The 21,379-nt window shown below is 64.7% G+C and carries 24 protein-coding genes and 1 pseudogene; 23 read left to right on the top strand and 2 right to left on the bottom strand.

Features of this window, described 5'->3' with window-relative positions; genetic code table 11:
• The first annotated feature begins 9 nt into the window (after window positions 1-9).
• From rpsN to HB634_RS21045, 15 genes are all read left to right on the top strand, one after another.
• Window positions 10-315: a 30S ribosomal protein S14 gene (rpsN, locus tag HB634_RS21115; protein WP_063570886.1), complete on the top strand. Its 306-nt coding sequence runs from the start codon at window positions 10-12 to the stop codon at window positions 313-315.
• Between the two features lie 128 nt (window positions 316-443).
• On the top strand, window positions 444-839 hold the full coding sequence (gene rpsH, locus HB634_RS21110) for a 30S ribosomal protein S8 (RefSeq protein ID WP_063570887.1): 396 nt from the start codon (window positions 444-446) through the stop codon (window positions 837-839).
• A gap of 10 nt (window positions 840-849) precedes the next feature.
• The gene (rplF, locus tag HB634_RS21105) at window positions 850-1,377 is read left to right on the top strand and encodes a 50S ribosomal protein L6 (RefSeq protein WP_063570888.1); all 528 of its coding nucleotides are present in this window, start codon (window positions 850-852) and stop codon (window positions 1,375-1,377) included.
• A gap of 29 nt (window positions 1,378-1,406) precedes the next feature.
• The gene (rplR, locus tag HB634_RS21100) at window positions 1,407-1,757 is read left to right on the top strand and encodes a 50S ribosomal protein L18 (protein WP_063570889.1); all 351 of its coding nucleotides are present in this window, start codon (window positions 1,407-1,409) and stop codon (window positions 1,755-1,757) included.
• Between the two features lie 130 nt (window positions 1,758-1,887).
• The gene (rpsE, locus tag HB634_RS21095) at window positions 1,888-2,397 is read left to right on the top strand and encodes a 30S ribosomal protein S5 (RefSeq protein ID WP_046967240.1); all 510 of its coding nucleotides are present in this window, start codon (window positions 1,888-1,890) and stop codon (window positions 2,395-2,397) included.
• Window positions 2,390-2,593: a 50S ribosomal protein L30 gene (gene rpmD / locus HB634_RS21090; protein WP_063570890.1), complete on the top strand. Its 204-nt coding sequence runs from the start codon at window positions 2,390-2,392 to the stop codon at window positions 2,591-2,593. The genes rpsE and rpmD overlap by 8 nt, the downstream gene beginning before the upstream one ends.
• 5 nt (window positions 2,594-2,598) lie before the next feature.
• Window positions 2,599-3,030 (top strand): 50S ribosomal protein L15, encoded by a 432-nt coding sequence (gene rplO / locus HB634_RS21085; RefSeq protein WP_063570891.1) that lies wholly within the window; start codon window positions 2,599-2,601, stop codon window positions 3,028-3,030.
• 4 nt (window positions 3,031-3,034) lie between these two features.
• The gene (secY, locus tag HB634_RS21080) at window positions 3,035-4,354 is read left to right on the top strand and encodes a preprotein translocase subunit SecY (RefSeq protein ID WP_046967237.1); all 1,320 of its coding nucleotides are present in this window, start codon (window positions 3,035-3,037) and stop codon (window positions 4,352-4,354) included.
• Between the two features lie 125 nt (window positions 4,355-4,479).
• Window positions 4,480-4,836 (top strand): 30S ribosomal protein S13, encoded by a 357-nt coding sequence (gene rpsM, locus HB634_RS21075; protein ID WP_046967236.1) that lies wholly within the window; start codon window positions 4,480-4,482, stop codon window positions 4,834-4,836.
• Window positions 4,837-4,848: 12 nt separating this feature from the next.
• Window positions 4,849-5,235: a 30S ribosomal protein S11 gene (gene rpsK / locus HB634_RS21070; protein WP_007513384.1), complete on the top strand. Its 387-nt coding sequence runs from the start codon at window positions 4,849-4,851 to the stop codon at window positions 5,233-5,235.
• A gap of 11 nt (window positions 5,236-5,246) precedes the next feature.
• Complete coding sequence (rpsD, locus tag HB634_RS21065; RefSeq protein ID WP_046967235.1) at window positions 5,247-5,873, top strand: 30S ribosomal protein S4; 627 nt, start codon at window positions 5,247-5,249, stop codon at window positions 5,871-5,873.
• A gap of 16 nt (window positions 5,874-5,889) precedes the next feature.
• The gene (gene rpoA / locus HB634_RS21060; protein WP_036115434.1) at window positions 5,890-6,888 is read left to right on the top strand and encodes a DNA-directed RNA polymerase subunit alpha; all 999 of its coding nucleotides are present in this window, start codon (window positions 5,890-5,892) and stop codon (window positions 6,886-6,888) included.
• Window positions 6,889-7,096: 208 nt separating this feature from the next.
• Entirely contained in the window at window positions 7,097-7,483 is a 387-nt protein-coding gene (gene rplQ, locus HB634_RS21055; protein ID WP_063570892.1) for a 50S ribosomal protein L17, read from the top strand.
• 196 nt (window positions 7,484-7,679) lie between these two features.
• Entirely contained in the window at window positions 7,680-8,171 is a 492-nt protein-coding gene (locus HB634_RS21050; RefSeq protein ID WP_213950020.1) for a disulfide bond formation protein B, read from the top strand.
• 44 nt (window positions 8,172-8,215) lie between these two features.
• Entirely contained in the window at window positions 8,216-9,589 is a 1,374-nt protein-coding gene (locus HB634_RS21045; protein WP_213950019.1) for a 3-deoxy-7-phosphoheptulonate synthase class II, read from the top strand.
• A 628-nt stretch (window positions 9,590-10,217) separates the two neighbouring features.
• Here HB634_RS21045 and queG read toward each other — a convergent pair.
• Complete coding sequence (gene queG, locus HB634_RS21040) at window positions 10,218-11,294, bottom strand: tRNA epoxyqueuosine(34) reductase QueG (protein WP_063574229.1); 1,077 nt, start codon at window positions 11,292-11,294, stop codon at window positions 10,218-10,220.
• Between the two features lie 35 nt (window positions 11,295-11,329).
• Between queG and HB634_RS21035 the strand changes: the two genes are divergently transcribed.
• The 5 genes from HB634_RS21035 (at window position 11,330) to HB634_RS21015 (ending at window position 17,959) form a co-directional block, all read left to right on the top strand.
• Window positions 11,330-12,802 (top strand): NAD(P)H-hydrate dehydratase, encoded by a 1,473-nt coding sequence (locus HB634_RS21035; RefSeq protein ID WP_213950018.1) that lies wholly within the window; start codon window positions 11,330-11,332, stop codon window positions 12,800-12,802.
• A complete protein-coding gene (gene tsaE / locus HB634_RS21030) occupies window positions 12,799-13,284 on the top strand; it encodes a tRNA (adenosine(37)-N6)-threonylcarbamoyltransferase complex ATPase subunit type 1 TsaE (protein ID WP_213950017.1) in 486 nt (161 codons plus the stop codon). The genes HB634_RS21035 and tsaE overlap by 4 nt, the downstream gene beginning before the upstream one ends.
• Window positions 13,285-13,472: 188 nt before the next feature.
• Complete coding sequence (locus tag HB634_RS21025; RefSeq protein ID WP_255548726.1) at window positions 13,473-15,107, top strand: N-acetylmuramoyl-L-alanine amidase; 1,635 nt, start codon at window positions 13,473-13,475, stop codon at window positions 15,105-15,107.
• Window positions 15,108-15,177: 70 nt separating this feature from the next.
• Window positions 15,178-17,025: a DNA mismatch repair endonuclease MutL gene (gene mutL, locus HB634_RS21020; RefSeq protein WP_063572444.1), complete on the top strand. Its 1,848-nt coding sequence runs from the start codon at window positions 15,178-15,180 to the stop codon at window positions 17,023-17,025.
• A gap of 43 nt (window positions 17,026-17,068) precedes the next feature.
• A complete protein-coding gene (locus HB634_RS21015; RefSeq protein WP_213950015.1) occupies window positions 17,069-17,959 on the top strand; it encodes a DUF1684 domain-containing protein in 891 nt (296 codons plus the stop codon).
• Between the two features lie 98 nt (window positions 17,960-18,057).
• Here the strand turns inward: HB634_RS21015 and HB634_RS21010 are convergent, their stop codons facing one another.
• Window positions 18,058-18,840 (bottom strand): enoyl-CoA hydratase-related protein, encoded by a 783-nt coding sequence (locus HB634_RS21010; RefSeq protein WP_213950014.1) that lies wholly within the window; start codon window positions 18,838-18,840, stop codon window positions 18,058-18,060.
• A 145-nt stretch (window positions 18,841-18,985) separates the two neighbouring features.
• Between HB634_RS21010 and HB634_RS21005 the strand changes: the two genes are divergently transcribed.
• From HB634_RS21005 to HB634_RS20995, 3 genes and pseudogenes are all read left to right on the top strand, one after another.
• On the top strand, window positions 18,986-19,699 hold the full coding sequence (locus tag HB634_RS21005) for an FKBP-type peptidyl-prolyl cis-trans isomerase (protein ID WP_213950013.1): 714 nt from the start codon (window positions 18,986-18,988) through the stop codon (window positions 19,697-19,699).
• Between the two features lie 30 nt (window positions 19,700-19,729).
• Window positions 19,730-20,520 (top strand): annotated as a pseudogene (locus HB634_RS21000) (CoA pyrophosphatase).
• Window positions 20,514-21,377 (top strand): sulfurtransferase, encoded by an 864-nt coding sequence (locus tag HB634_RS20995; protein WP_213950012.1) that lies wholly within the window; start codon window positions 20,514-20,516, stop codon window positions 21,375-21,377. The pseudogene HB634_RS21000 and the gene HB634_RS20995 overlap by 7 nt, the downstream one beginning before the upstream one ends.
• Window positions 21,378-21,379: the final 2 nt, after the last annotated feature.

The following is a 21,379-nucleotide window of genomic DNA, read 5'->3' as shown; positions in this document are numbered from 1 at the left end:
AGGTAGAACATGGCTAAGACCTCGATGATCCAGCGCGATGTTAAGCGCACCAAGCTCGTCAAGAAGTTCGCTACCAAGCGTGCCGAACTGAAGGCGGTCGTCCTGAGCTCCACTGCCTCGTATGAGGAAAAGATGGAAGCCCAGACGAAGCTGCAGAAGCTCCCGCGTGATGCCAGCCCAGCGCGCCAGCGTAATCGCTGCGCCCTGACCGGCCGCCCGCGTGGCGTCTACAGCAAGTTCGGCCTTGGTCGCAACAAGCTTCGCGAAGCCACCATGCGCGGCGATGTGCCGGGCCTGCGTAAGGCTAGCTGGTAAAAAACTCGCCATCGGCGGGGCAAGCTGTTATAGTCGTCGGTCTGCGCAACGCAGACCGACTTCTGTCGGCTTTACAATTTAAAGATCTCCGGTAATTCGGATATCGGTGCACTCTCAAGGGTTTTCTTATGAGCATGACTGATCCCATCGCCGATCTGTTTACGCGCATCCGTAATGGCCAGGCATCTGGCAAAGCGGTTGTTCGTATGCCGTCGTCGAAAATGAAGCTGGCCCTCGCGCAGCTCCTGCAGAAAGAGGGTTATATCCTCGACGCCCGTTCCGCTGATGAAGCGGGCAAGCCGGTGCTCGAGATCAAGCTGAAGTACTTCGAGGGCCTCCCGGCCATCGAAACCATCTCCCGTGTCAGCCGTTCCGGTCTTCGCGTTTACCGCGGCAAGGACGAGCTGCCGAAGGTCCTCGGCGGCCTGGGCATCTCCATCATCTCGACTTCCGCCGGTCTCCTGACCGACGCTCAGGCCCGTGCTAAGGGTCTTGGCGGCGAAGTCATCGGCCAGGTGGCGTAAGGAGTCCCGTATGTCACGTGTAGCCAAGTTGCCTATCAATCTCCCCAAGGGCGTCGAGATCTCGATCGCCAACGGTACTGTCTCCGTCAAGGGCCCGAAGGGCACGCTGACGACCCATGAACTGCCGGGCGTTACGTTCCAGCAGGACAATGGCGTCGCCACCGTCGTTCTCGCCGAGGGCGCCGACGACAAGTTCGGTGGTACGGCTCGCGCCGTTGTCGCCAACATGGTCCAGGGTGTCACCGCCGGTTTCGAGAAGAAGCTCGAGCTGGTCGGCGTCGGTTACCGCGCACAGCTTGCCGGCAAGGCCGTCAACCTCTCGCTCGGTTTCTCGCACCCGGTCGTCTTCGAGGCGCCGGAAGGCATCACCATCGAAGTCCCGACGCAGACCGAAATCCTGATCAAGGGCGCTGACAAGCAGCTCGTGGGTCAGACGGCGGCGAAGATCCGTGCGTTCCGTTCGCCGGAGCCTTACAAGGGCAAGGGCGTCCGTTATGCGGGCGAGAAGATCATCCTGAAGGAAGCCAAGAAGGCCTAATCGGTCTATCCGCTTTCTGGAGTAATAAGATGAACAAGAACGATTCCCGCCTGCGCCGCGCCAAGTCGACCCGCTCTCACATCCGTGAGCTCGCGGTCCACCGCCTGAGCGTGCACCGCACCGGTCAGCACATCTACGCCCAGGTGTTCGCACCGAACGGTACTGTCGTGGCAGCCGCCTCGACCGTGCAGTCCGCGGTTGCCGAAGGTCTGAAGGGTACAAAGAACATGGAAGCCGCGACCACCGTCGGCCGCATCGTAGCCGAGCGCGCCAAGGCCGCCGGTATCGAGGCAGTCGCGTTCGATCGCTCGGGTTTCCGTTACCACGGTCGCATCAAGGCTCTCGCCGATGCAGCCCGTGAAGCCGGCCTCAAGTTCTAAGAGGCGTCAGGCAACGACATCGGTCCCTCGGGGCCGATGTCGCCCGATTTAGCTCCTACAACTCCAAGCGGCGACCGAGCCGTAAACAGAAGTCCCGGCTAACTATCATTCCGGGCTATCAGGAAAAGAGATGTCCTCGACAGATCGCGAAAATTCGGACGGCATGCTTGAAAAGCTTATCGCCGTCAACCGCGTGGCCAAGACCGTCAAGGGTGGCCGCCAGATGAGCTTCACCGCGCTGACCGTTGTTGGCGACGGCGAAGGCCGCGTCGGTTTTGGTTATGGCAAGGCACGTGAAGTGCCGGTCGCCATTTCCAAGGCTATGGAACGCGCCCGTCGCAACATGGTCACGATTGAACTGAACCAGGGCACGCTGTGGTACGCCATCAAGGCTAACCACGGTGCGGCTCGCGTCTACATGCAGCCCGCTTCCCAGGGTACCGGCGTCATCGCCGGCGGCGCCATGCGCGCTGTCCTCGAAGTGGTCGGTGTGAAGGACGTGCTCGCCAAGGCCGTCGGCTCGCGCAACCCGATCAACCTCGTCCGCGCGACGATCAAGGGTCTGCAGGCCGTCGCATCGCCGAAGCGCATCGCCGCCAAGCGTGGCAAGACGATCGAAGAGGTCCTCGGCAATGGCTAAGAACACCGAAACCGCCGCTGGCGGTACCGTCCGCGTCCGCCTGGTCAAGGGCCTGCGCGGTGTGCAGGGTCGTCATCGTTTGAGTGTGAAGGCCCTGGGCCTGAGCCACATCAACGATGTGCGCGAACTGAAGGATAGCCCGCAGGTCCGTGGCCTTATCAATAAGGTCTACTACCTGGTTCGGGTCGAGGAGTAAGAATCATGCGTCTTAACGATCTACGTCCCGGTAAGGGCGCCCGCAAGTCCCGCACGCGCGTCGCTCGCGGTATTGGTTCCGGCCTCGGCAAGACTGCCGGCCGCGGCCATAAGGGTCAGCATGCACGTGCCGGTGGCACGCATCGCTACGGTTTCGAAGGCGGCCAGATGCCGCTGCAGCGTCGCCTTCCGAAGGTGGGCTTCCGCTCGCTGAAGAAGCGCGACACCGAAGAAGTGCGTCTGTACCAGCTGGCTGCCTTGAAGGTCGACACGATCGATCTGATCGCTCTCCACGCTGCCGGTCTCGTGACCAGCCGCGCGAAGAAGGTCAAGATTGTCCTCAAGGGTGAAATCACCCGCGCGATCAAGCTCACGGGCGTGCTTGCGACGGCCGGCGCCAAGGCGGCTATCGAAGCCGCCGGCGGCAGCGTGGAGTAATCAGGTGGCAGCAGCGCAGGGCACAACGCTCGGCTCGCTGGGCAAACTGACGGAACTTCGTCAGCGCATCTTCTTCTTGATTGGTGCGCTGGTGGTCTTCCGCCTCGGTTCGTTCATTCCCGTTCCGGGCGTGAATCCTGAGGCGATGACCAGCCTGGTTGAGGGTGGCGGCGGTCTGTTGAACATGGTCAACATGTTCTCGGGCGGCTCGCTTTCCCGATTCTCGGTGTTCGCTCTCGGTGTGGTGCCGTATATCTCGGCGTCGATCGTGGTGCAGATGATGGGCTCGGTCATTCCGTCGCTCATGGCTCTGCGCAAGGAAGGCGAGTCCGGTCGTCGCAAGATGACCATGTACACGCGCTTCGGCACGGTTGGCCTGGCGGCATTTCAGGCGTTCGGCATCGCGGTTGCCCTGCAGAAGCAGGTCGGCGCGAGCGGTCCGGTGGTCTATATGCCCGGTGCGGGCTTCGTCATGGCATCCGTCGTCGGTCTCACCGCCGGCACGATGTTCCTGATGTGGCTCGGCGAGCAGATCACGGAGCGCGGTATCGGCAACGGCATTTCGATGCTGATCTTCGCCGGTATCGTGGCCGGTCTCCCGGGTGCCATCGCGCACACGCTGACCATGGCGAACAACGGAGAGCTGTCGGTTCTGAAGCTGCTCATGGTGACCGCGCTGATCCTGGCGGTAACCGCTTTCGTGGTGTTCATGGAGCGCGCCCAACGGCGTATCACCGTGAACTACGCGAAGCAGGGCAGTCAGCGCCAGTTCCAGCGCCAGACTTCGCACCTGCCGCTGAAGATCAATATGGCGGGCGTCATTCCGCCGATCTTCGCGACCAGCCTCTTGCTCTTCCCCGCGACTGCGGCGACCTGGTTCGGCACTGCCCACCAGTCGCGTTGGTTGCAGTGGTTGACCACGGCGTTGAGCCCGGGTGAGCCGGTGCACGACATCGTGTTCGCGGTGCTGGTGATCGGGTTCGCCTTCTTCTACACGGCGATCGTGTTCAACTCGCAGGAAACGGCCGATAACCTCAAGCGTTCGGGCGCGTTGATTCCGGGCATCCGTCCGGGTCGCGCCACGGCAGACTACATCGATGGCGTCATGACCCGGCTTACCGGTGTTGGCGCGGTTTACATCGTTCTGGTCTGCCTGGTGCCCACGTTCATGCAGAACGCCTGGCACGTTCCGTTCTATTTCGGCGGCACTTCGCTGCTGATCGTGGTGGTGGTGGTGATGGACTTTACGGCTCAGGTCCAGGCCCATCTCGTCAGCCACCAGTACGAGAGTCTGCTCAAGAAGTCCAATCTCCGTCGCAGCTGAGACGCGGCAGAGACCCCCAAGTAGGGGAGGCCTTGGCGCCCAGCGCCGCAGGACTTCCCGTTTAGGTTAATTCAGGTTAGAATTGCGCGTTTACCGCGCACGAAACGCATCGGAGACAGTACATCATGGCGCGCATCGCGGGTGTCAATTTGCCGGTCCAGAAGCATGTCTGGGTCGGCCTGCAGAGCATTTATGGAATCGGCCGTTCGCGGGCGAAGAAGGTTTGCGTCGACTCGGGCGTGGTTCCGACCACTCCCATCAAGTCGCTTAGCGAAGGTGAGGTCGAGAAGATCCGCGCCGAGATCGCCAAGTACACGGTCGAGGGCGATCTTCGCCGCGAGATCGGTATGGCGGTCAAGCGTCTGATGGACCTCGGTTGCTATCGTGGCCTGCGCCACCGTCGCGGCCTGCCGGTGCGCGGCCAGCGCACGCGTACCAACGCCCGTACCCGCAAGGGTCCGCGTCGTCCGATCAAGAAGTAACGGATACCGATTATGGCTAAGCCGGTTAAAACCAAGAAGAAGATCAAGCGCGTTGTCACGGATGCCGTGGCCCACGTGCAGGCTTCTTTCAACAACACCATCGTCACGATCACCGATCGCCAGGGCAATGCCCTGTCGTGGGCGACTGCAGGCGGCGCGGGTTTCCGCGGCTCCCGTAAGTCGACCCCGTTCGCCGCTCAGGTGGCAGCCGAAAAGGCTGGCCGCGCTGCTGGCGACTACGGTGTGAAGACCGTGGAAGTTCGCATCAAGGGCCCCGGCCCGGGCCGTGAGTCGGCCGTGCGTTCGCTGAATGCGTTGGGCTACAAAGTGCTCAACATTATTGACGTCACGCCGATTCCGCATAACGGCTGCCGTCCCCCCAAGAAGCGTCGCGTCTAAGGAGCATACCCATGGCCCGTTATCGTGGAGCTACCTGCAAACTTGCGCGTCGTGAAGGTGCCGACCTCGGTCTGAAGAGCCCGGCCCGCGCGCTTGATTCCAAGTGCAAGCTCGAGAACAAACCCGGTCAGCATGGCGCAAACAAGCGCGCCCGTCTGTCCGACTACGCCGTCCAGCTGCGTGAAAAGCAGAAGGTCAAGCGCATCTACGGTGTGCTCGAGCGTCAGTTCAGCAACTACTACACCAAGGCTTCGACCCAGAAGGGCAATACGGGTGAAAACCTGCTTCGCCTCCTGGAAAGCCGTCTCGACAACGTCGTGTTCCGCATGGGTTTCGCGGTTACCCGCGCCCAGGCTCGTCAGCTCGTGGCTCACAAGTCCGTGACGGTCAATGGCAAGAAGGTCAACGTGCCTTCCTACCACGTCCGTCCGGGTGACGAAGTCTCGCTGACCGAAAAGGCTCGCGGTCAGCTGCGCGTCCAGGAAGCGGCGACGGTCTTTGACACGATGGACCTTCGTCCGTCGTGGGTCGAGGTCGACAGCAAGAAGTTCGCAGGCACGTTCAAGGCTGTGCCGGATCGCGGTGATCTGCCGGCCGACATCAACGAAGCCCTGATCGTCGAGCTTTACTCGAAGTAATTCACCGGAGCCTTGCATGGCAGTTTCGTCAACTAGTGTGCTGCGGCCTCGTGGCCTCAGCGTCGAGCAGCTTGGAGCGAACCGCGCTAAGGTGGTGGTCGAGCCGCTCGAGCGTGGCTTTGGTCACACCCTGGGCAACGCGCTGCGTCGCGTGCTGCTCTCTTCGATCCCGGGCAGCGCCATCGTCGAGGTCGAAATCGACGGCGTGCTGCACGAGTACACAACGCTTGAGGGTTTGCAGGAGGACGTGATCGAAGTCCTGCTGAACCTCAAGGATGTTGCCATCCGCCAGCACAGTGGTGACGAAGTCACCCTGACGCTGTCGAAGAAGGGCAAAGGCGTGGTCACCGCAGGCGACATCGCGGTCGACCATTCCGTAGAAATCGTCAACCCGGACCACGTGATCTGCCACCTCACCAAGGATGTGGCACTGAACATGCGTCTGAAGGTGCGTCGCGGCGTCGGCTACCAGCCGGCCAGCGCGCGCCAGCATCCGGATGACGAGACGCGGCCGATCGGCCGTCTGCAGCTCGACGCGTCGTTCGCGCCGGTCCTGCGCGTGGCTTACGAAGTGGACGCCGCTCGTGTCGAGCAGCGCACCAACCTCGACAAGCTCGTGCTGGATATCGAGACGAACGGCACGATCGGTGCTGAAGACGCTGTCCGCAAGGCGGCTGAAATCATCAACGATCAGCTGTCGGTTTTCGGCGATTTCTCGCGCCGCGAGAGCGATTCGACCAAGGCGGAGAAGGGCGGGTTCGATCCGCTCCTGCTGCGTCCGATCGACGATCTCGAACTGACGGTCCGCTCGGCGAACTGCCTCAAGGCCGAAAGCATCTACTACATCGGCGACCTGGTCCAGAAGACCGAAGTCGAGCTGTTGAAGACGCCGAACCTGGGCAAGAAGTCGCTGACGGAAATCAAGGATGTGCTGGGCGGGCGTGGTCTCGCTCTCGGCATGAAGCTCGAAAACTGGCCGCCGCCGGGGCTTTCCCACGGTATGCAGCTGGGCTGATTCAAACGGGGCGATCGCTTTTCGATCGCCCCGATTCTTTGCGCCATCCGGCGGATGCCTCGCGCATTTCCACCGGAAGTACAGAACGGTCCATAGAGACCGTGCTCTTAATAACGGGGCGTTTTGACAGCCTCGAATAGCGGGCAACCGCGGGAAGTCGATTCATTCTGACGGCTTTTCCTAACAATAGACCTAGAGAGTAAACGCCATGCGCCACCAGAAATCCGGTCGCAAGCTCAACCGCACGAGCAGCCACCGCGAAGCGATGTTCAAGAACATGGCTTCGTCGCTGATCAAGCACGAGCTTATCCGTACCACCCTTCCCAAGGCGAAGGAACTCCGTCGCGTCGCAGAGCCGCTCATCACGCTCTCCAAGACCGATGGCGTTGCCAACCGCCGCCTCGCTTTCGCGCGTCTGCGCGATAAAGAGGCTGTCGGCAAGCTCTTCGTCGAGCTCGGTCCTCGCTACCGCGAGCGTCCCGGCGGCTACCTGCGCATCCTCAAGTGCGGCTTCCGTCCCGGCGATCATGCGCCGATGGCGTATGTCGAACTCGTGGATCGCCCGGCCAAGACCGAAGCGGTCGACGCCGAGTAAGCCCTAGCGGGCCGATTCGAACGAACCCCGGCAGGGAGACCTGCCGGGGTTTTTTCGTTTCGGGGCGGCGACCGGGGATTTGCGGTAATTCTTACGCAAGCCATTGATCCATGGTTACAAAAGAAACTTTACGCAGTTGCTGACAAGCACGTGCACAAAGGGTTAACGTGGGCGTTCCCCACCCCATATCGCCTCTATGAACCTCTCGTTCCGCGGTCGCTATCTCGCCGGTTTCGTTGTTTGTGTTGCCCTCATGGCGTTCGCGCTCTATGCGCAGTACGTGATGCACCTGGACCCGTGCCCGCTGTGCATCTTCCAGCGTATCGCCGTGTGCACCATGGGCCTGTTCTTCCTGGTCGGTGGCCTTCACGCACCGCGCAGGGTGGGTGTTCGCGGCGTTTACGCCGTCCTGATCACGCTGGGTGGACTCTGGGGCATCGCCACGGCCGGCCGGCATCTGTGGCTGCAGTCGCTTCCCGCCGCGGATGTGCCGGCGTGCGGACCGGGCCTCGGCTATCTGTTCGACGCTTTTCCGTTCACGAAGATGCTCAAGTTGGCGTTCACCGGTTCCGGTGAGTGCGCGAAGATCGAGCCCATCCTCGGCATCCCGATGCCCGGGTGGACGCTGTTCTGGTTCATCGTGCTGACCGTCTGGGCGCTTGTCGCCGTCCGTCGCACCGTCCGTTGATTTCCCCGCGCCGCCCAAGGCGCATACACGAAGGCACCGCCGTCATGCAGCACTCCCTCAAAGCCGTAGCACCCTCGTCCCTCGACTGGACGCCGGGTTCGTGGCGGTCGAGGACCGCCCTCCAGCAGCCGAGCTACGACGACGCCAGCGAACTCGGTCGCGCGCTCGAGCAGCTCGGTCAGCTGCCGCCACTGGTCACTTCCTGGGAGATCCTCGCGCTGAAGCAGCGCATCGCCGAGGCCCAGGATGGCGAGCGCTTCCTGCTCCAGGGCGGCGACTGTGCGGAGAGCTTCGCGGACTGCAACAGCCCGATCATTTCCAATCGACTGAAGGTGCTGCTGCAGATGAGCCTTGTGCTCGTCCACGGCCTGAAGAAGCCCGTGATCCGCGTTGGCCGTTTCGCCGGCCAGTACGCCAAGCCGCGTTCGGCCGACAGCGAAACACGGGATGGCGTGACCTTGCCGGCGTTTCGCGGCGACCTGGTGAACAGTCCGGAGTTCACGCCGGAAGCCCGTCGCGCGGATCCGAATCGCCTGATCAAGGCGCATGCGCGTTCGGCGATGACGATGAATTTCGTGCGGGCATTGATCGACGGTGGTTTTGCCGACCTGCACCATCCGGAATACTGGGATCTCGCCTGGGTCGAGCATTCACCGCTCGCCGCCGAATACCGCCGCATGGTCGCCAGCATCGGCGATTCGCTGCGCTTCATGGAGACGCTCGCGGGCCAGTCGATCTCGAGCTATTCGCGCGTGGATTTCTATACGTCGCATGAGGCCCTGCTGCTGCATTACGAGGAAGCGCTTACGCGGCAGGTCCCGCGACAAGATGGTTGGTTCAACCTGTCGACGCACTTCCCGTGGATCGGCATGCGGACCGCGGCGCTCGATGGCGCTCACACCGAGTACTTCCGCGGCATTCGCAATCCCATCGCGGTGAAGGTCGGGCCGACGGTTCAGGCGGATGACCTGCTTCGTCTTATCGATGTGCTCAACCCGAACGAAGAGCCCGGCCGTCTTACGCTCATCCATCGCATGGGCAACGACAAGATCGGCACGCATCTGCAGCCGCTGCTCGAGGCGGTGAAGCGGGAAGGTCGCCGTGTGCTGTGGGTGGCCGATCCGATGCATGGCAATACCGAGAGCACCACCAATGGCTACAAGACCCGTCGCTTCGCCAACATCGCCGGCGAACTCGACCAGGCTTTCGATATCCATGCTGCCGCGGGCACCCGCCTTGGTGGCGTGCATCTCGAGCTGACTGGCGAAGATGTGACCGAGTGCCTCGGTGGCGCCCGCGATCTGGTCGAGGGCGACCTCGATCGCGCGTACCGTTCCATGGTCGATCCGCGCCTGAACTATGAGCAGTCACTCGAAATGGCGATGCTGATCGTGCGCAAGTCGGGTGGCATGGTTTGAACCTTCCGCGCATGGCGTAACCAAGCCCGGCTTCGTGCCGGGTTTTTTTTATGGATAGCTCGCTGCGCAAGCTCATGTTGCTTTTTTAGGATCCGATTCATCGGCGAAAGGACGGTCGCTGCGCGCCCCATGTAACCAGCGGCATTCGCCGCCTCACGCCTGTGTCCGTGGCGGGAGCCGCGAGGGGCAAGGCCCTTGGGGCCGCGGCGCGGCTCTTCGAGACGGGCCGTAGGCGCTTCTTTCGCATTCCATGTGGACTGAGCGGCCCTCAGCTTAGGCGGCCCCAAGGGCCTTGCCCCTCGCGGCGCCGAACGTCGAGGTTTCGTGTGGTCGAGCACACCGCCCGCAAGTCGCAGCGCCGCTCTTGTAGGAGCCGATTCATCGGCGAACCCTCCGCGGTGACGTCGCGAACGAGGCATTGCATCGCATTGTGTCGGCGGTTCAACCGCTCGCCCAATCGCCACAAGGCCTCATTCGCAAACGCGATAGCCTGAGGGTTCGCCGCTGAAGCGGCTCTTACGAAGGCGCGTTGGCGCGTTGAGGCAGTCGTGCGACTCCCACGACAGCACGCGCGCAAGGCGGCGAACGCCGCTGAAGACATGAGCCGCGCAGCGGCTATCCCCAAAAACTACGACCCCGCCCGCAACGCATGTTGCGCACGCGCCCAGGCCACATGCTCGCGTACCACCTCCGACGGGTCGTCGGCGCGTGCGTCGAGTGCGGCGAGAATCTCGCCGCTCGTCGGTGCGTTGCCTAGGCCGACGGCGAGATTGCGTAACCAACCTTCGTAACCCGTGCGACGGATCGCCATGCCCTCGGTGCGTGCAAGGAACTCCGCTTCGCTCCACGCGAAGAGGTCGACGAGCTTAGGGCCGTCGAGGCTGTGGCGTGGGGCGAAGTCGGGCTCTGTCGCTTCCTGGGCGAACTTGTTCCAGGGACAGATCAGCTGGCAGTCATCGCAGCCGAAGATGCGGTTGCCGATGGGCGCGCGCAGCGCTTCGGGAATGCTGCCCTTGAGTTCGATGGTGAGATAGGAAATGCACTTTCGCGCGTCGAGGCGGTACGGTGCGACGATCGCCTGGGTGGGGCAGATATCGATGCACTTGCGGCAGCTGCCACAGTGCGCCGTGGCCGGTTTGTCCACGGGCAGGGGGAGATCCGTGTACAGCTCGCCAAGGAAGAAATATGAGCCCGCGCGTTTGTTGATCAACACCGTGTGCTTGCCGATCCAGCCGAGCCCTGCGTTGCGGGCGAGAGCCTTCTCCAGCACCGGAGCGGAATCGACGTAGGCACGGTAGCCAAAGTCGCCGATCCGCTCACCGATCCGCGCCGCCAGTTTCTGCAGGCGGTTTCGCATGACCTTGTGATAGTCGCGACCGAGCGCGTAGCGGGCGACGTACGCCTTGTCGCCATCGTTGATCACGTCCCACGCATTCGCGGTGCCGGGCGGGATGTAGTCCATGCGTACGGACACGACACGGAGTGTTCCGGGCTCGAGTTCGGCGGGGCGACTGCGGCGCGTGCCATGGCGCGACATGTACTCCATCTCGCCGTGATGACCATCCGCGAGCCACCGCTCCAGGTAGGCCTCATCGTTGCCAAGGTCGGTGCCGGAGATGCCCACGTCGGCAAACCCGAGCTCGCGCGCCCATGCCTTGATGTCGGTGGCAAGGGCGGTGTAGTCGATGGCGGGCGAGGCGGGCATACGTGCATTCTACTTGCCCCTTCTATAATCCCCCGATGACCGCACCCACCCTCGGTACCGCTCTCTTCACTTCGGCGCAGGCCCGCGCGACAGACCAGCGCGCGACGGCCGAGCTCGGCGTCCCCGGACTGGCGCTGATGACGCGCGCCGCGGCGGCAGCCTTCGCCATGCTGCAGCGCCGCTGGCCGGGTGCCCGGCGCCTGCGGGTGGTCTGCGGCGCGGGAAACAATGGTGGCGACGGCTACCTCGTGGCACGCGACGCACGTCTGGCAGGCTTGTCCGTCGATCTGGTCGCCCTGGGCGAACCTAAGGGCGGCGACGCCTCGCAGGCGCGCGATGCTTTCGTCGCGGCGGGGGGACGTTGCGCCGCCTTTTCCGACTGGACCCGTCTTCCCATCGCTGACGTCTTCGTCGACGCGATCTACGGCACGGGCCTGAATCGGGCGCCGGAGGGTGAGGCCCACGACGCGATCGAAGCCATGAACGCCGCCGGCACGCCCATCCTCGCGCTCGATATTCCTTCCGGGCTTTCAGCCGACACAGGGGCGATGCCCGGCGTGGCCGTGCGCGCCGAGGCGACCGCGACCTTCATCGTGCAGAAGCGCGGGCTGCATACCTTTCACTGCGAAGTCGCGGGCGTGATCGAGCTTCACGCCCTCGGACTGCCGGATTCGGTCCTCGACACGCCTGACTCACGTCTCCTGTTGCCCGCCCATCTGCACCCGCGGCCGCGCGAGTCGAACAAGGGGACGAACGGTCACGTGCTTGCCATCGGTGGCGACCACGGCACTGGCGGAGCCGTGCGCATGGCCGCTGAAGCCGCGCTGCGTACGGGTGCTGGCCTGGTCAGCGTGGCCACGCGCGAGGAGAACGTGCTGGCGATGAATGCCGCGCGGCCGGAATTGATGGCCCATGGCGTCAACGGCCCGCAGGCCTTGCAGCCGATGCTGGAGAAGGCCTCCGTGCTGGCCCTGGGTCCCGGCCTGGGCCAGGCCGCCTGGGGCCACGCGCTTTGGACCACCGCGCTCGACGCCGGGCTGCCCACCGTGCTCGACGCCGACGGGCTCAACCTGCTGCGTGCCGAGGAGCGCACCTTACCCCGTACCGTCGTGCTTACGCCGCACCCTGGCGAGGCAGGTCGCCTGCTCGGCATCGACACCAAGGCGGTTCAGGCCGACCGTTTCGCCGCCGTCCGCGAGATGGCCCGGCGCTACAAGGCTGTCGTGGTGCTCAAGGGTAATGGGAGCCTGATCGCTTCACCGACGGGCGAGGTCTCCGTCTGCCCCTGGGGTAATCCAGGCATGGCCAGCGGTGGCATGGGCGACACCCTCACCGGGATTATCGCGGCGCTTCTGGGGCAGGGTTGCGATGCTTACGAGGCGGCCTGCCTCGGCGTGGGGCTGCATGCCCGCGCTGGCGACGTGGCGGCACGCGCCGGTGAGCGGGGGCTGCTCGCAGGGGACCTGCTCGAGCCGCTGCGTCGCCTTGTCAACGGGCTGGATGCATGAGCGCCGAGGTGGAGCTGATCCTCGCGGACGAGGAGGCCACCATGGCCCTGGGTCGTCGCCTCGCGGCGAATCTGCCAGCCGACGGCCTCGTGGCCTTCCTCTACGGCGACCTCGGTGCAGGCAAGACGACGTTCGCCCGCGCCTTTCTTCGCGCGCTCGGTGTGGGCGAGCGTGTGAAGAGCCCGACTTACAGCCTCGTCGAGGGTTACGACCTCGGTGAACGCCAGGCCTTCCACCTGGATCTTTATCGCATTGCCGATCCGGGCGAGCTGGAGTGGCTTGGGCTGGACAGCCTCGCCGAGCCGGGGGCCATCGTCCTTGTGGAGTGGCCGGAGCGCGGTGCTGGTGCCTTGCCGCCGGTGGACCTGGCGCTGACGTTTCGCCATGAAGCGGAGGGTAGGGCGGTTCGTATGGCGCCGAGGTCGCCGCTCGGCGAGCGCGTCGTGGCTTCCCTGGCCACGGTCCCGCCGCGGCAGGACTAACGCCCGCCCCTTGCCGCTTTTGCGCTATTCATCACTGAAATCATGGGCTTTTTGAGGCCGGTGCCCCCGTCGCTTGCGGCACATTCCTGTACGCCCGTTGACGAAGGTTTCGCAGGTTATGGATTAACAAGGGAAAACGTCTTGCATTCGTCGGGCGCTTGCAGTTCAATCCGGGCCGTATGAGGGGAATGACTATCAAACTTGGCCTCCTAGCGTGCGTGACCGCCATCGCGACGCTGACTGCTGTCTCCTCGTCGGCCGCCGACGTGAAGGCCGCCCGTGCGTGGGCCGGTCCTGAGTACACGCGCGTGGTCTTCGATCTGTCCGGGCCGGCGTCCTACAAGATGTCGCAGGGCGACGTGCCCGGCAGTGTCGTGCTGGATGTCGCCGGCAGTTCGGTGACGGGCGATTTCGCCGCGCCGGGCGGCCAGGGCCTGTTCAAGTCGATGACTGTGAGCAAGCAGGGTGGCACGGCGCGCCTGGTCGCGACGGTCGATCCGAAGGCGAAGCCGAAGAGCTTCCTGCTCAAGCCCGCCGGTGACTACGGCTACCGTCTGGTGCTGGATCTCTATCCGGGTGGGCAGAGCGACCCGGGCGACAATCCGCCGCCGGTGGCCGACCACGATGCACCGTCCCTGGCGTCGGCCGACGACGATGCCGCTGCCGAGGCACCGACGCAGGCGCCCGCGCCGACGCGTTCCACCCGCGGTTCGCGCGGCAAGACGGTCCCGGCAGGCCGCCCGCCCATGCTCCCCACCGGGGATCGCAAGGTCGTAGTCGCCATCGACGCCGGTCATGGCGGTGAAGATCCGGGTGCGAAGGGTGCGACCGGCTTGCGCGAGAAGGATGTCACCCTCCAGGTAGCCCGCGAGCTGGCTGACCAGATCAACCGCCAGCCCGGCATGCAGGCCGTGCTGACGCGCAACGGCGACTATTTCATTCCGCTGAAGCGCCGCTACGAAATCGCCCGCGAGCACAACGCGGACATGTTCGTCTCCATTCACGCCGATGCCTTCAAGAACGGCGATGCCAAGGGTTCGTCGGTCTGGGTGCTGTCGCCGCGCGGCAAGACCAGCGAGGCCTCCCGCTGGCTGGCCGATCGTGAAAACCGCGCCGATCTGGTCGGCGGCGTCTCGCTCGACGACAAAGACGATAGCCTCGCTGCCGTATTGCTGGACCTGCAGCAGGGCTATGCCATGCAGGCCAGCGAATCCATCGCCGGGAACGTGCTGAAGGCGCTGGGTCGTCTGGGTCCGACCCATCGCGGTTACGTCGAGCGCGCCAACTTCGTCGTGCTGCGCTCGCCGGACGTGCCGTCGATCCTGGTCGAGACAGCGTTCATTACCAATCCGGCGGAAGAAACCCGCCTGCGCGACGACGGACATCGTCGCGAACTCGCCACGGCCGTCCTTGGCGGTGTGCGTAACTATTTCGAGTCGATGCCGCCGCCCGGCACGTGGTTTGCCGCGCAGGCCGCACGCCGCAACGGAACCTCGCTGGCCAGCACGGCGGCGTCCGCGCCGGTGGCTCCCGCGATGGCGGCCGACGCAGGGGCCGTCGCGTCGGATGCCGTGAAGGCGGCAAGCCGCGCCGCGCCGCCGAAAAAGACACTCGCCAGGGCTGACACGCCGGCGCCTTCGAGCAAGGCCGCGAGCGGTCGTGCCGATGACAACGTGCGGGATCTGCACCGGGTCAACCGCGGTGAGACGCTCACCGGCATCGCCAACCAGTACGGCGTTTCCGTGGGCGCGCTGAAGATGGCCAACAAGATGAACGACGATAATGTCCGCATTGGCTCCGTCATGGTGATTCCATCGGGCTGATCGTGGTTCGGCAGTCCGCGGGACCTTGGGCTATCCTTTCAGCCTGAAAGCACGTCAGGTCGCACCGCCCATGCCCAGCATCCGTCCCCTTCCGCCCGAGCTGATCAACCAGATCGCCGCCGGCGAAGTGATCGAGCGTCCCGCCTCCGTGGTGAAAGAGCTCGTCGAGAACAGCATCGATGCCGGAGCCCGCCGCATCGAGGTGGACATCGAGCAGGGCGGCACCCGGCTCATTCGCGTACGCGACGATGGCGGTGGCATCCCGCGCGACGAACTCGCGCTGGCCGTGGCATCGCACGCCACAAGCAAGATCGGCAGCTTCGATGACCTCGAACGCGTGGCAAGCATGGGTTTTCGCGGCGAAGCACTCGCGTCGGTCTCTTCGGTGGCACGCTTCTCCCTGACCTCCAGGCATGAGGGCCAGGACGCCGCGTGGCGCATCGAAGTCGACGGTGGTCGGCTGCAGGATGCGCGCCCCGCACAGCATCCGCCCGGCACCACCATCGAGGTACGCGACCTTTTCTACAACGTGCCGGCGCGCCGCAAGTTCCTCCGTGCGGAGCGCACCGAGTTCGCGCATATCGACGACTTGCTGAAGTCGCTGGCGCTGGCCCGCGAAGGCGTCGATATCCGCCTTACCCACAACGGCAAGCCGGTGCGCCTGCTCAAGCCCGCGCGCGACGAGAACGCCGCGCTCGCGCGCGTCGCCGAGGTGCTTGGTCCCGAATTTCCCGGCCAGTCCCTGCGGGTCGAGCACGAGGCTGCCGGCTTGCGGCTCTCGGGCTGGGTGGGTTTGCCGACCGCATCGCGTTCGCAGGCCGACCAACAGTACTTTTACGTCAATGGTCGGCTGGTGCGCGACCGCATCGTCGCCCATGCGGTTCGCCAGGCGTATTCGGACGTGCTGTTCCATGGCCGCCATCCCGTGTTCGTGTTGTTCCTGCAGCTGGACCCCACGGGCGTCGACGTGAACGTGCATCCGGCGAAGAGCGAAGTGCGTTTTCGCGAACAGCGCCTGATCCACGACTTCCTGTTCCGCACCTTGCACGAAGCGCTGGCGCAGACCCGGGCCGGTGCATCTGCGCCCGTGATGGAATCCACGTATCCGACCGCTCACGGCACTGCCGGTAGCGCTTATCCGGTCGCGGTTTCACCCATGTCGCCGGCCATGCCGGCATGGCCGCAGTCGGCCAGCCAGTCGCGGCTTAGCCTCGGCGTGCGTGACGAGCCGCTGGCCGACTACGCGACGCTGTTCGGGTCGTCTTCTGTGTCGCGCCCGTCGTTCGCGGCCGGGTCGCCGCTGGCCGGCAACGAGCCCGACGCCGGCAGCGACGTGCCACCGCTTGGCTATGCGATTGCCCAACTGAAAAGCATCTACGTGCTCGCCGAAAATGAACACGGCTTGATACTGGTGGACATGCACGCGGCACACGAGCGGATCACCTACGAGAAGCTCAAGAACGGCCGCGTCACCGCGAACCTGCGTTCACAGCTGATGCTCGTGCCCTTGTCCATCGCCGTGAGCGCACGCGAAGCCGCCGCGGCGGAAGAGCACGCGGATGCACTGGCGGAGTGGGGCCTGGAGCTCTCGCGTAGTGGGCCGTCCGGCGTCGTCGTGCGCCGTATTCCGTCGCTTCTCGAAGGCGCCGACGTGGCCCAGCTGACGCGCGACGTGCTCGCCGAACTGTCCCAGCACGGCAGCTCCCGGCGCCTCGAGGAGCTGGAAAACGAACTCCTCTCGACCATGGCCTGCCACGGCTCGGTGCGCGCCGGTCGACGCCTGGGTATTCCTGAAATGAACGCATTGCTGCGCGAAATGGAGGCCACCGAGCGGTCGGGACAATGCAACCACGGTCGGCCTACCTGGGTACAGTTATCCCTGGGCGAGCTGGATCGGTTGTTCCTTCGCGGGCGCTGATGGCGCTATGCTGGACGGATAGACGTCCAAACGAGGTATCGCCATGATCCGCTCGCTCGCCTTTGCCTCCGTGATCGCCGTGACAACGGGTAGTGCCGTGGCCGGTGACGATTACGCCGCCTCCGTGGAGAAGGTTCGCGCCGAACGCCTGCAGACATTGAAGGCGCCGGATGGCTGGCTCAGCCTCATCGGCCTCGAATGGCTGCAGCCCGGCGTCAATCGCATCGGCAGCGCCACGGACAACGACATCGTCCTGAAGGCGGGTCCGGCGCATCTCGGCACGATCACGCTCGACGAAGCCGGATCGGCCACGCTTGAGCTGGCCAAGGGCAGTGGTGCCCTCGTCGACGGTCGCGACGTGCAGCGCGCCACCCTGGTCGACGATGGCGGCACCGGCCGCAAGGCCACGGAAGTGCGCTTCGGCTCGGCGAATTTCTTCGTCATCGCTCGCGAGGGTAAGAAGGCCTTGCGCGTGAAGGATGAGAACGCCGACTCACGGGCTCACTTCGTCGGTCTCGACTATTTCCCGATCGACCCGTCGTGGCGCGTGGTCGCCGACTGGGTGCCTTTCGATCCGCCGCACGAGCTGGAAATCGGCAACGTGCTCGGAGGTATCGACAAGGAGAAGGTGCCGGGCAAGGCCGTCTTCGTCCGCGACGGTCATACCTTCGAGCTGTATCCGATACAGGAAGAACCGGATTCGCTGTTCTTCGTTTTCGCCGACCGCACCAGTGGCAAGGAGACCTACGGCGCAGCGCGTTTTCTGGACACCGCGCTGGCGAAGGACGGCAAGCTGGTCCTCGATTTCAACGAGGCCCGCAATCCGCCCTGCGCTTTCACGCCGTATGCGACCTGTCCGTTGGCTCCGCCGGAGAACCGGCTCGACGTCCGCGTGACCGCCGGCGAAAAGAAGTACGCCGGCGGGCATGGGTGAGTTTTGCTGGCCAGGAGCATCGCCGATGAATCGGCTCCTACCCAGCAGGTCCCGTCAACCTGCTCGGTAGGAGCCGCTTCAGCGGCGATGCCTTTACCTCAGGCCCCTTTGAACGACGGCTTCCGGCGTTCCAGAAACGCGCTCGTCCCTTCACGCATGTCTTCGGTGGAAAACGCGATCGCGAAGCCCTGGGTCTCGAACGCCAGGCCTTGGTCGATCGCGCATTCGGCGCCTTCGATCACGGCCTCGAGAATGCCCTTGAGCGCCAGCGGTGCGGCCGCCGCCAGCTGGTCGGCCATGGCATCCACGGTCGCTTCGAGTTCCTCGGAGGGCACCACGCGGGCCACGATGCCCAGCCGCTCGGCCCGTGCGGCGTCGATGGGTTGACCGAGCAGGCAGAGTTCCAGTGCCGCACCGCGCCCGGCGAGGCGGGTGAGGCGTTGCGTGCCACCGAAACCCGGGATGAGCCCGAGGCCGATCTCGGGTTGCCCGAAGCGTGCTTTCTCGCTGGCCACGCGGATGTGACAGGCCATGGCCAGTTCCATGCCACCGCCGAGGGCATAGCCCTGGATCTTCCCGATCACCGGCTTGCCGAGGCGCTCGATGGTCAGCATCAGGTCCTGTCCGGCGCGTGATGCCGCCTGGGCCTTCACCGGTGCCCACCCCGTCATCTCCGAGATGTCCGCACCGGCCACGAAGGCCTTCTCGCCGGCACCGGCGAGGATAACGACGCGGACGGCATCGTCCTGGGCGGCCTGGCGAAACGCCAGGGTCAGCTCGGCAATGGTTTCCTGATTGAGCGCATTGAGCTTGTCGGGGCGGTTGACGGTGATGGTGCGGACGGCAGCGCGGTTCGCGGTGGTCACATGACGGAAGGCCATGGCGGTTCCTGGCGAGGGGATGAGGAAGCAAATGTTAGCAGGGGAACCTTTGGCTTCCGGCGGCGTCTGATGGCGAACGGGCGGCCTCGTGGCCGATGGACTATCCTCCACGCACGCTCAAAGTTCCGGATTCACGGAGAACGGGATGTCACCCTTGCGTTTCCTGGTCATCGCGCTGTCACTGCTCAGTGGCGCGGCGCTTGCACAGTCGGCCCCGACCGCTCCGGCATCCGGGGCGCCGGCGATCGACAAGACCAAGCTGTCCTATGCGATCGGCTACCAGATTGGCACCCAGTTCGCGAACAGCGCGCAGCCCGATGTCGACATTTCCGTACTGGTGAAGGCTTTGCAGGATGGTTATGCCAAGCGCGCCCCCGGCGTACCGATCGACACCATGCAGCAGCAGTTGGTCAACTTCGATGCGAAGGTGCAGCGCGACTCCGTCGTCGAGTTCCGTCGTGTGGCCACGGCGAACGCCCAGCGAAGTGCCGACTTCCTTGCCCACAACCGCACGCGTCCCGGCGTAGTGACCTTGCCCTCGGGTATTCAGTACGCGGTGCTCACCAAGGGCCGCGGCGCGCAGGCGCAGATGACCAGCACGGTGGTGGTGAACTACCGCGGCGCGCTGATCGACGGTACCGAGTTCGACAGCTCCTACGCCCACGGCAAGCCGGTCACCTTCACGGTGAATCGCGTCATCGCCGGTTGGCAGGACGTGATCCCGCGCATGCACGTGGGCGACAAATGGAAGGTGGTGATCCCGCCGGCCCTGGCTTATGGCGAGCGGGGCGAATTGCCGCGTATCGGGCCGAACGAAGCCCTGGTCTTCGACATCGAACTGGTCGACATCCAGCAGTAACCGGGCCGGGGCGCTAGAATGGCCGACGGTATGGCCATCGTCCCCTCGTCAACGCTACCCCTGACGCCTTGCACCGGCGTGTGTCGACTCGACACGCGCGGGCTGTGCGAGGGCTGCCTGCGCACGGGTGACGAGATCGCCCGCTGGTCCACGATGGACGATGTGCAGAAGCTCTGGATCATGGACGAGGTGCTGCCGCACCGGCAGGCGCGCTGATGGACGACCTGCTCGCGAAGTTACGTGGCGCGCTGCTTCCCCTGGAGGCGCCTCCCGGTCCGCGTGGCTGGAACCACGAGGATATGGCCGAGTTGATCGGCGCCGCCCCGCGTCGCCCCGCGGCGGTGCTTATTGGTATCCGTGACGATCGCGAGCAGCGCGTCGTGCTCACAGTGCGCACGGACACCCTGCAGCAGCATGCGGGGCAGGTCGCCTTCCCCGGCGGCCGTGTCGAACCCGACGACGTGGATGTCGTGGCCACGGCGCTTCGCGAAAGCGAGGAGGAAATCGGCCTCGATGCCAGCATGGTCACGCCGCTCGGTTTCCTCGAAGCGTTCGAGACGATCAGCGGTTATTCGGTGACGCCCGTGGTGGCACGCATTGCGGCGAACGCGGCGCTGAAACCCGATCCGGGTGAGGTAGCGGAAGTCTTCGAAGTGCCGTTTGCCTTCTTCCTCGAGCCTGCCAACCTGCGCCGGTATACGATGGATTTTCGCGGCCACCGGCGGGAGATGGTCGAGTTCCTCCATGCGGGTTACCGCATATGGGGTGTCACCGCGGCGATCCTTTACAACCTCCTGAAGCGGATGGGTCATCCATGTTGATTTCACGCACGCTGATCGACGCGGCAACCGCCGCCCATGTTTCCGCGGACGACGTGCTCTTCGTCGACTGCCGCTTCGATCTCGCGGATGCGGGCAAGGGCGATCGCGATTACGCCGCCGGCCACATCGTCGGCGCCGTGCGGGCCGACCTCGACCGCGATCTTGCGGATATGGCGACGCCATCTGCCGGACGCGGTCGGCATCCGTTGCCCGAGGCGTCGTCGTTCGCGGCGTGGCTATCGCGCGCTGGCTGGCGGCCAGACCTGCAGGTCGTCGCCTATGACGCAGCCGGCGGTGCGCTTGCAGCGGCGCGATTCTGGTGGCTTGCCCGACTGGCGGGCATCGACAACGTCGCTGTGCTCGACGGCGGCTGGGCGGGGTGGCTCGACGCCGGGGCGTCCGTCGACGACGCGGTCGTTCAGCGTGGGACGACCTCCGTCCACGTGGCGTTCGACGAAGCGGGCACCGTCGGTGCCGACGAACTGGCTGAAGGTGTCGCCAGCGGCCGCTTCCTGCTGCTCGACGCGCGTGCCGCGCCGCGATATCGCGGCGATGTCGAGCCGCTGGACCCGGTCGCAGGGCACGTACCGGGTGCGAGGAATCATCCGTTCGCGGACAACCTGGATGCGCATGGGCGCTTCCGTTTGCCGGAGGAATTGCAACGCGAGTTCAGGTCGTTGCTTGGAGCGCACGATGCGGAAGATGTCGTCCACATGTGCGGTTCCGGCGTGACCGCTTGCCATAACCTGCTGGCGATGGAATACGCAGGGCTCTGTGGCTCGCGACTTTATGCGCCGTCGTGGAGTGGGTGGGTGAGCGATCGGTCGCGCGGGGTTGCCCTGGGCGACCCCGTGTAGGA

The organism is Luteibacter sp. dw_328 (assembly GCF_018449605.1).
Lineage (GTDB): Bacteria > Pseudomonadota > Gammaproteobacteria > Xanthomonadales > Rhodanobacteraceae > Luteibacter.
The sequence above is the reverse complement of the archived record's forward strand: the minus strand, read 5'-3'. Positions and strand labels throughout refer to the sequence as shown.

Bases quoted from the DNA above. Each gene is read 5' to 3' on its own strand.
- tsaE (WP_213950017.1), top strand. From the start codon at position 12,799: ATGAGCGCCGAGGTGGAGCTGATCCTCGCGGACGAGGAGGCCACCATG.
- HB634_RS21015 (WP_213950015.1), top strand. From the start codon at position 17,069: ATGATCCGCTCGCTCGCCTTTGCCTCCGTGATCGCCGTGACAACGGGT.
- rpoA (WP_036115434.1), top strand. From the start codon at position 5,890: ATGGCAGTTTCGTCAACTAGTGTGCTGCGGCCTCGTGGCCTCAGCGTC.
- rpsE (WP_046967240.1), top strand. From the start codon at position 1,888: ATGTCCTCGACAGATCGCGAAAATTCGGACGGCATGCTTGAAAAGCTT.
- HB634_RS21035 (WP_213950018.1), top strand. From the start codon at position 11,330: ATGACCGCACCCACCCTCGGTACCGCTCTCTTCACTTCGGCGCAGGCC.
- HB634_RS20995 (WP_213950012.1), top strand. From the start codon at position 20,514: ATGTTGATTTCACGCACGCTGATCGACGCGGCAACCGCCGCCCATGTT.
- rpsN (WP_063570886.1), top strand. From the start codon at position 10: ATGGCTAAGACCTCGATGATCCAGCGCGATGTTAAGCGCACCAAGCTC.
- rpsM (WP_046967236.1), top strand. From the start codon at position 4,480: ATGGCGCGCATCGCGGGTGTCAATTTGCCGGTCCAGAAGCATGTCTGG.
- HB634_RS21025 (WP_255548726.1), top strand. From the start codon at position 13,473: ATGACTATCAAACTTGGCCTCCTAGCGTGCGTGACCGCCATCGCGACG.
- HB634_RS21050 (WP_213950020.1), top strand. From the start codon at position 7,680: ATGAACCTCTCGTTCCGCGGTCGCTATCTCGCCGGTTTCGTTGTTTGT.
- rpsK (WP_007513384.1), top strand. From the start codon at position 4,849: ATGGCTAAGCCGGTTAAAACCAAGAAGAAGATCAAGCGCGTTGTCACG.
- rplO (WP_063570891.1), top strand. From the start codon at position 2,599: ATGCGTCTTAACGATCTACGTCCCGGTAAGGGCGCCCGCAAGTCCCGC.
- mutL (WP_063572444.1), top strand. From the start codon at position 15,178: ATGCCCAGCATCCGTCCCCTTCCGCCCGAGCTGATCAACCAGATCGCC.
- rpsH (WP_063570887.1), top strand. From the start codon at position 444: ATGAGCATGACTGATCCCATCGCCGATCTGTTTACGCGCATCCGTAAT.
- queG (WP_063574229.1), bottom strand. From the start codon at position 11,294: ATGCCCGCCTCGCCCGCCATCGACTACACCGCCCTTGCCACCGACATC.
- rpmD (WP_063570890.1), top strand. From the start codon at position 2,390: ATGGCTAAGAACACCGAAACCGCCGCTGGCGGTACCGTCCGCGTCCGC.
- rplQ (WP_063570892.1), top strand. From the start codon at position 7,097: ATGCGCCACCAGAAATCCGGTCGCAAGCTCAACCGCACGAGCAGCCAC.
- rplF (WP_063570888.1), top strand. From the start codon at position 850: ATGTCACGTGTAGCCAAGTTGCCTATCAATCTCCCCAAGGGCGTCGAG.
- HB634_RS21010 (WP_213950014.1), bottom strand. From the start codon at position 18,840: ATGGCCTTCCGTCATGTGACCACCGCGAACCGCGCTGCCGTCCGCACC.
- rpsD (WP_046967235.1), top strand. From the start codon at position 5,247: ATGGCCCGTTATCGTGGAGCTACCTGCAAACTTGCGCGTCGTGAAGGT.
- HB634_RS21045 (WP_213950019.1), top strand. From the start codon at position 8,216: ATGCAGCACTCCCTCAAAGCCGTAGCACCCTCGTCCCTCGACTGGACG.
- HB634_RS21005 (WP_213950013.1), top strand. From the start codon at position 18,986: ATGTCACCCTTGCGTTTCCTGGTCATCGCGCTGTCACTGCTCAGTGGC.
- rplR (WP_063570889.1), top strand. From the start codon at position 1,407: ATGAACAAGAACGATTCCCGCCTGCGCCGCGCCAAGTCGACCCGCTCT.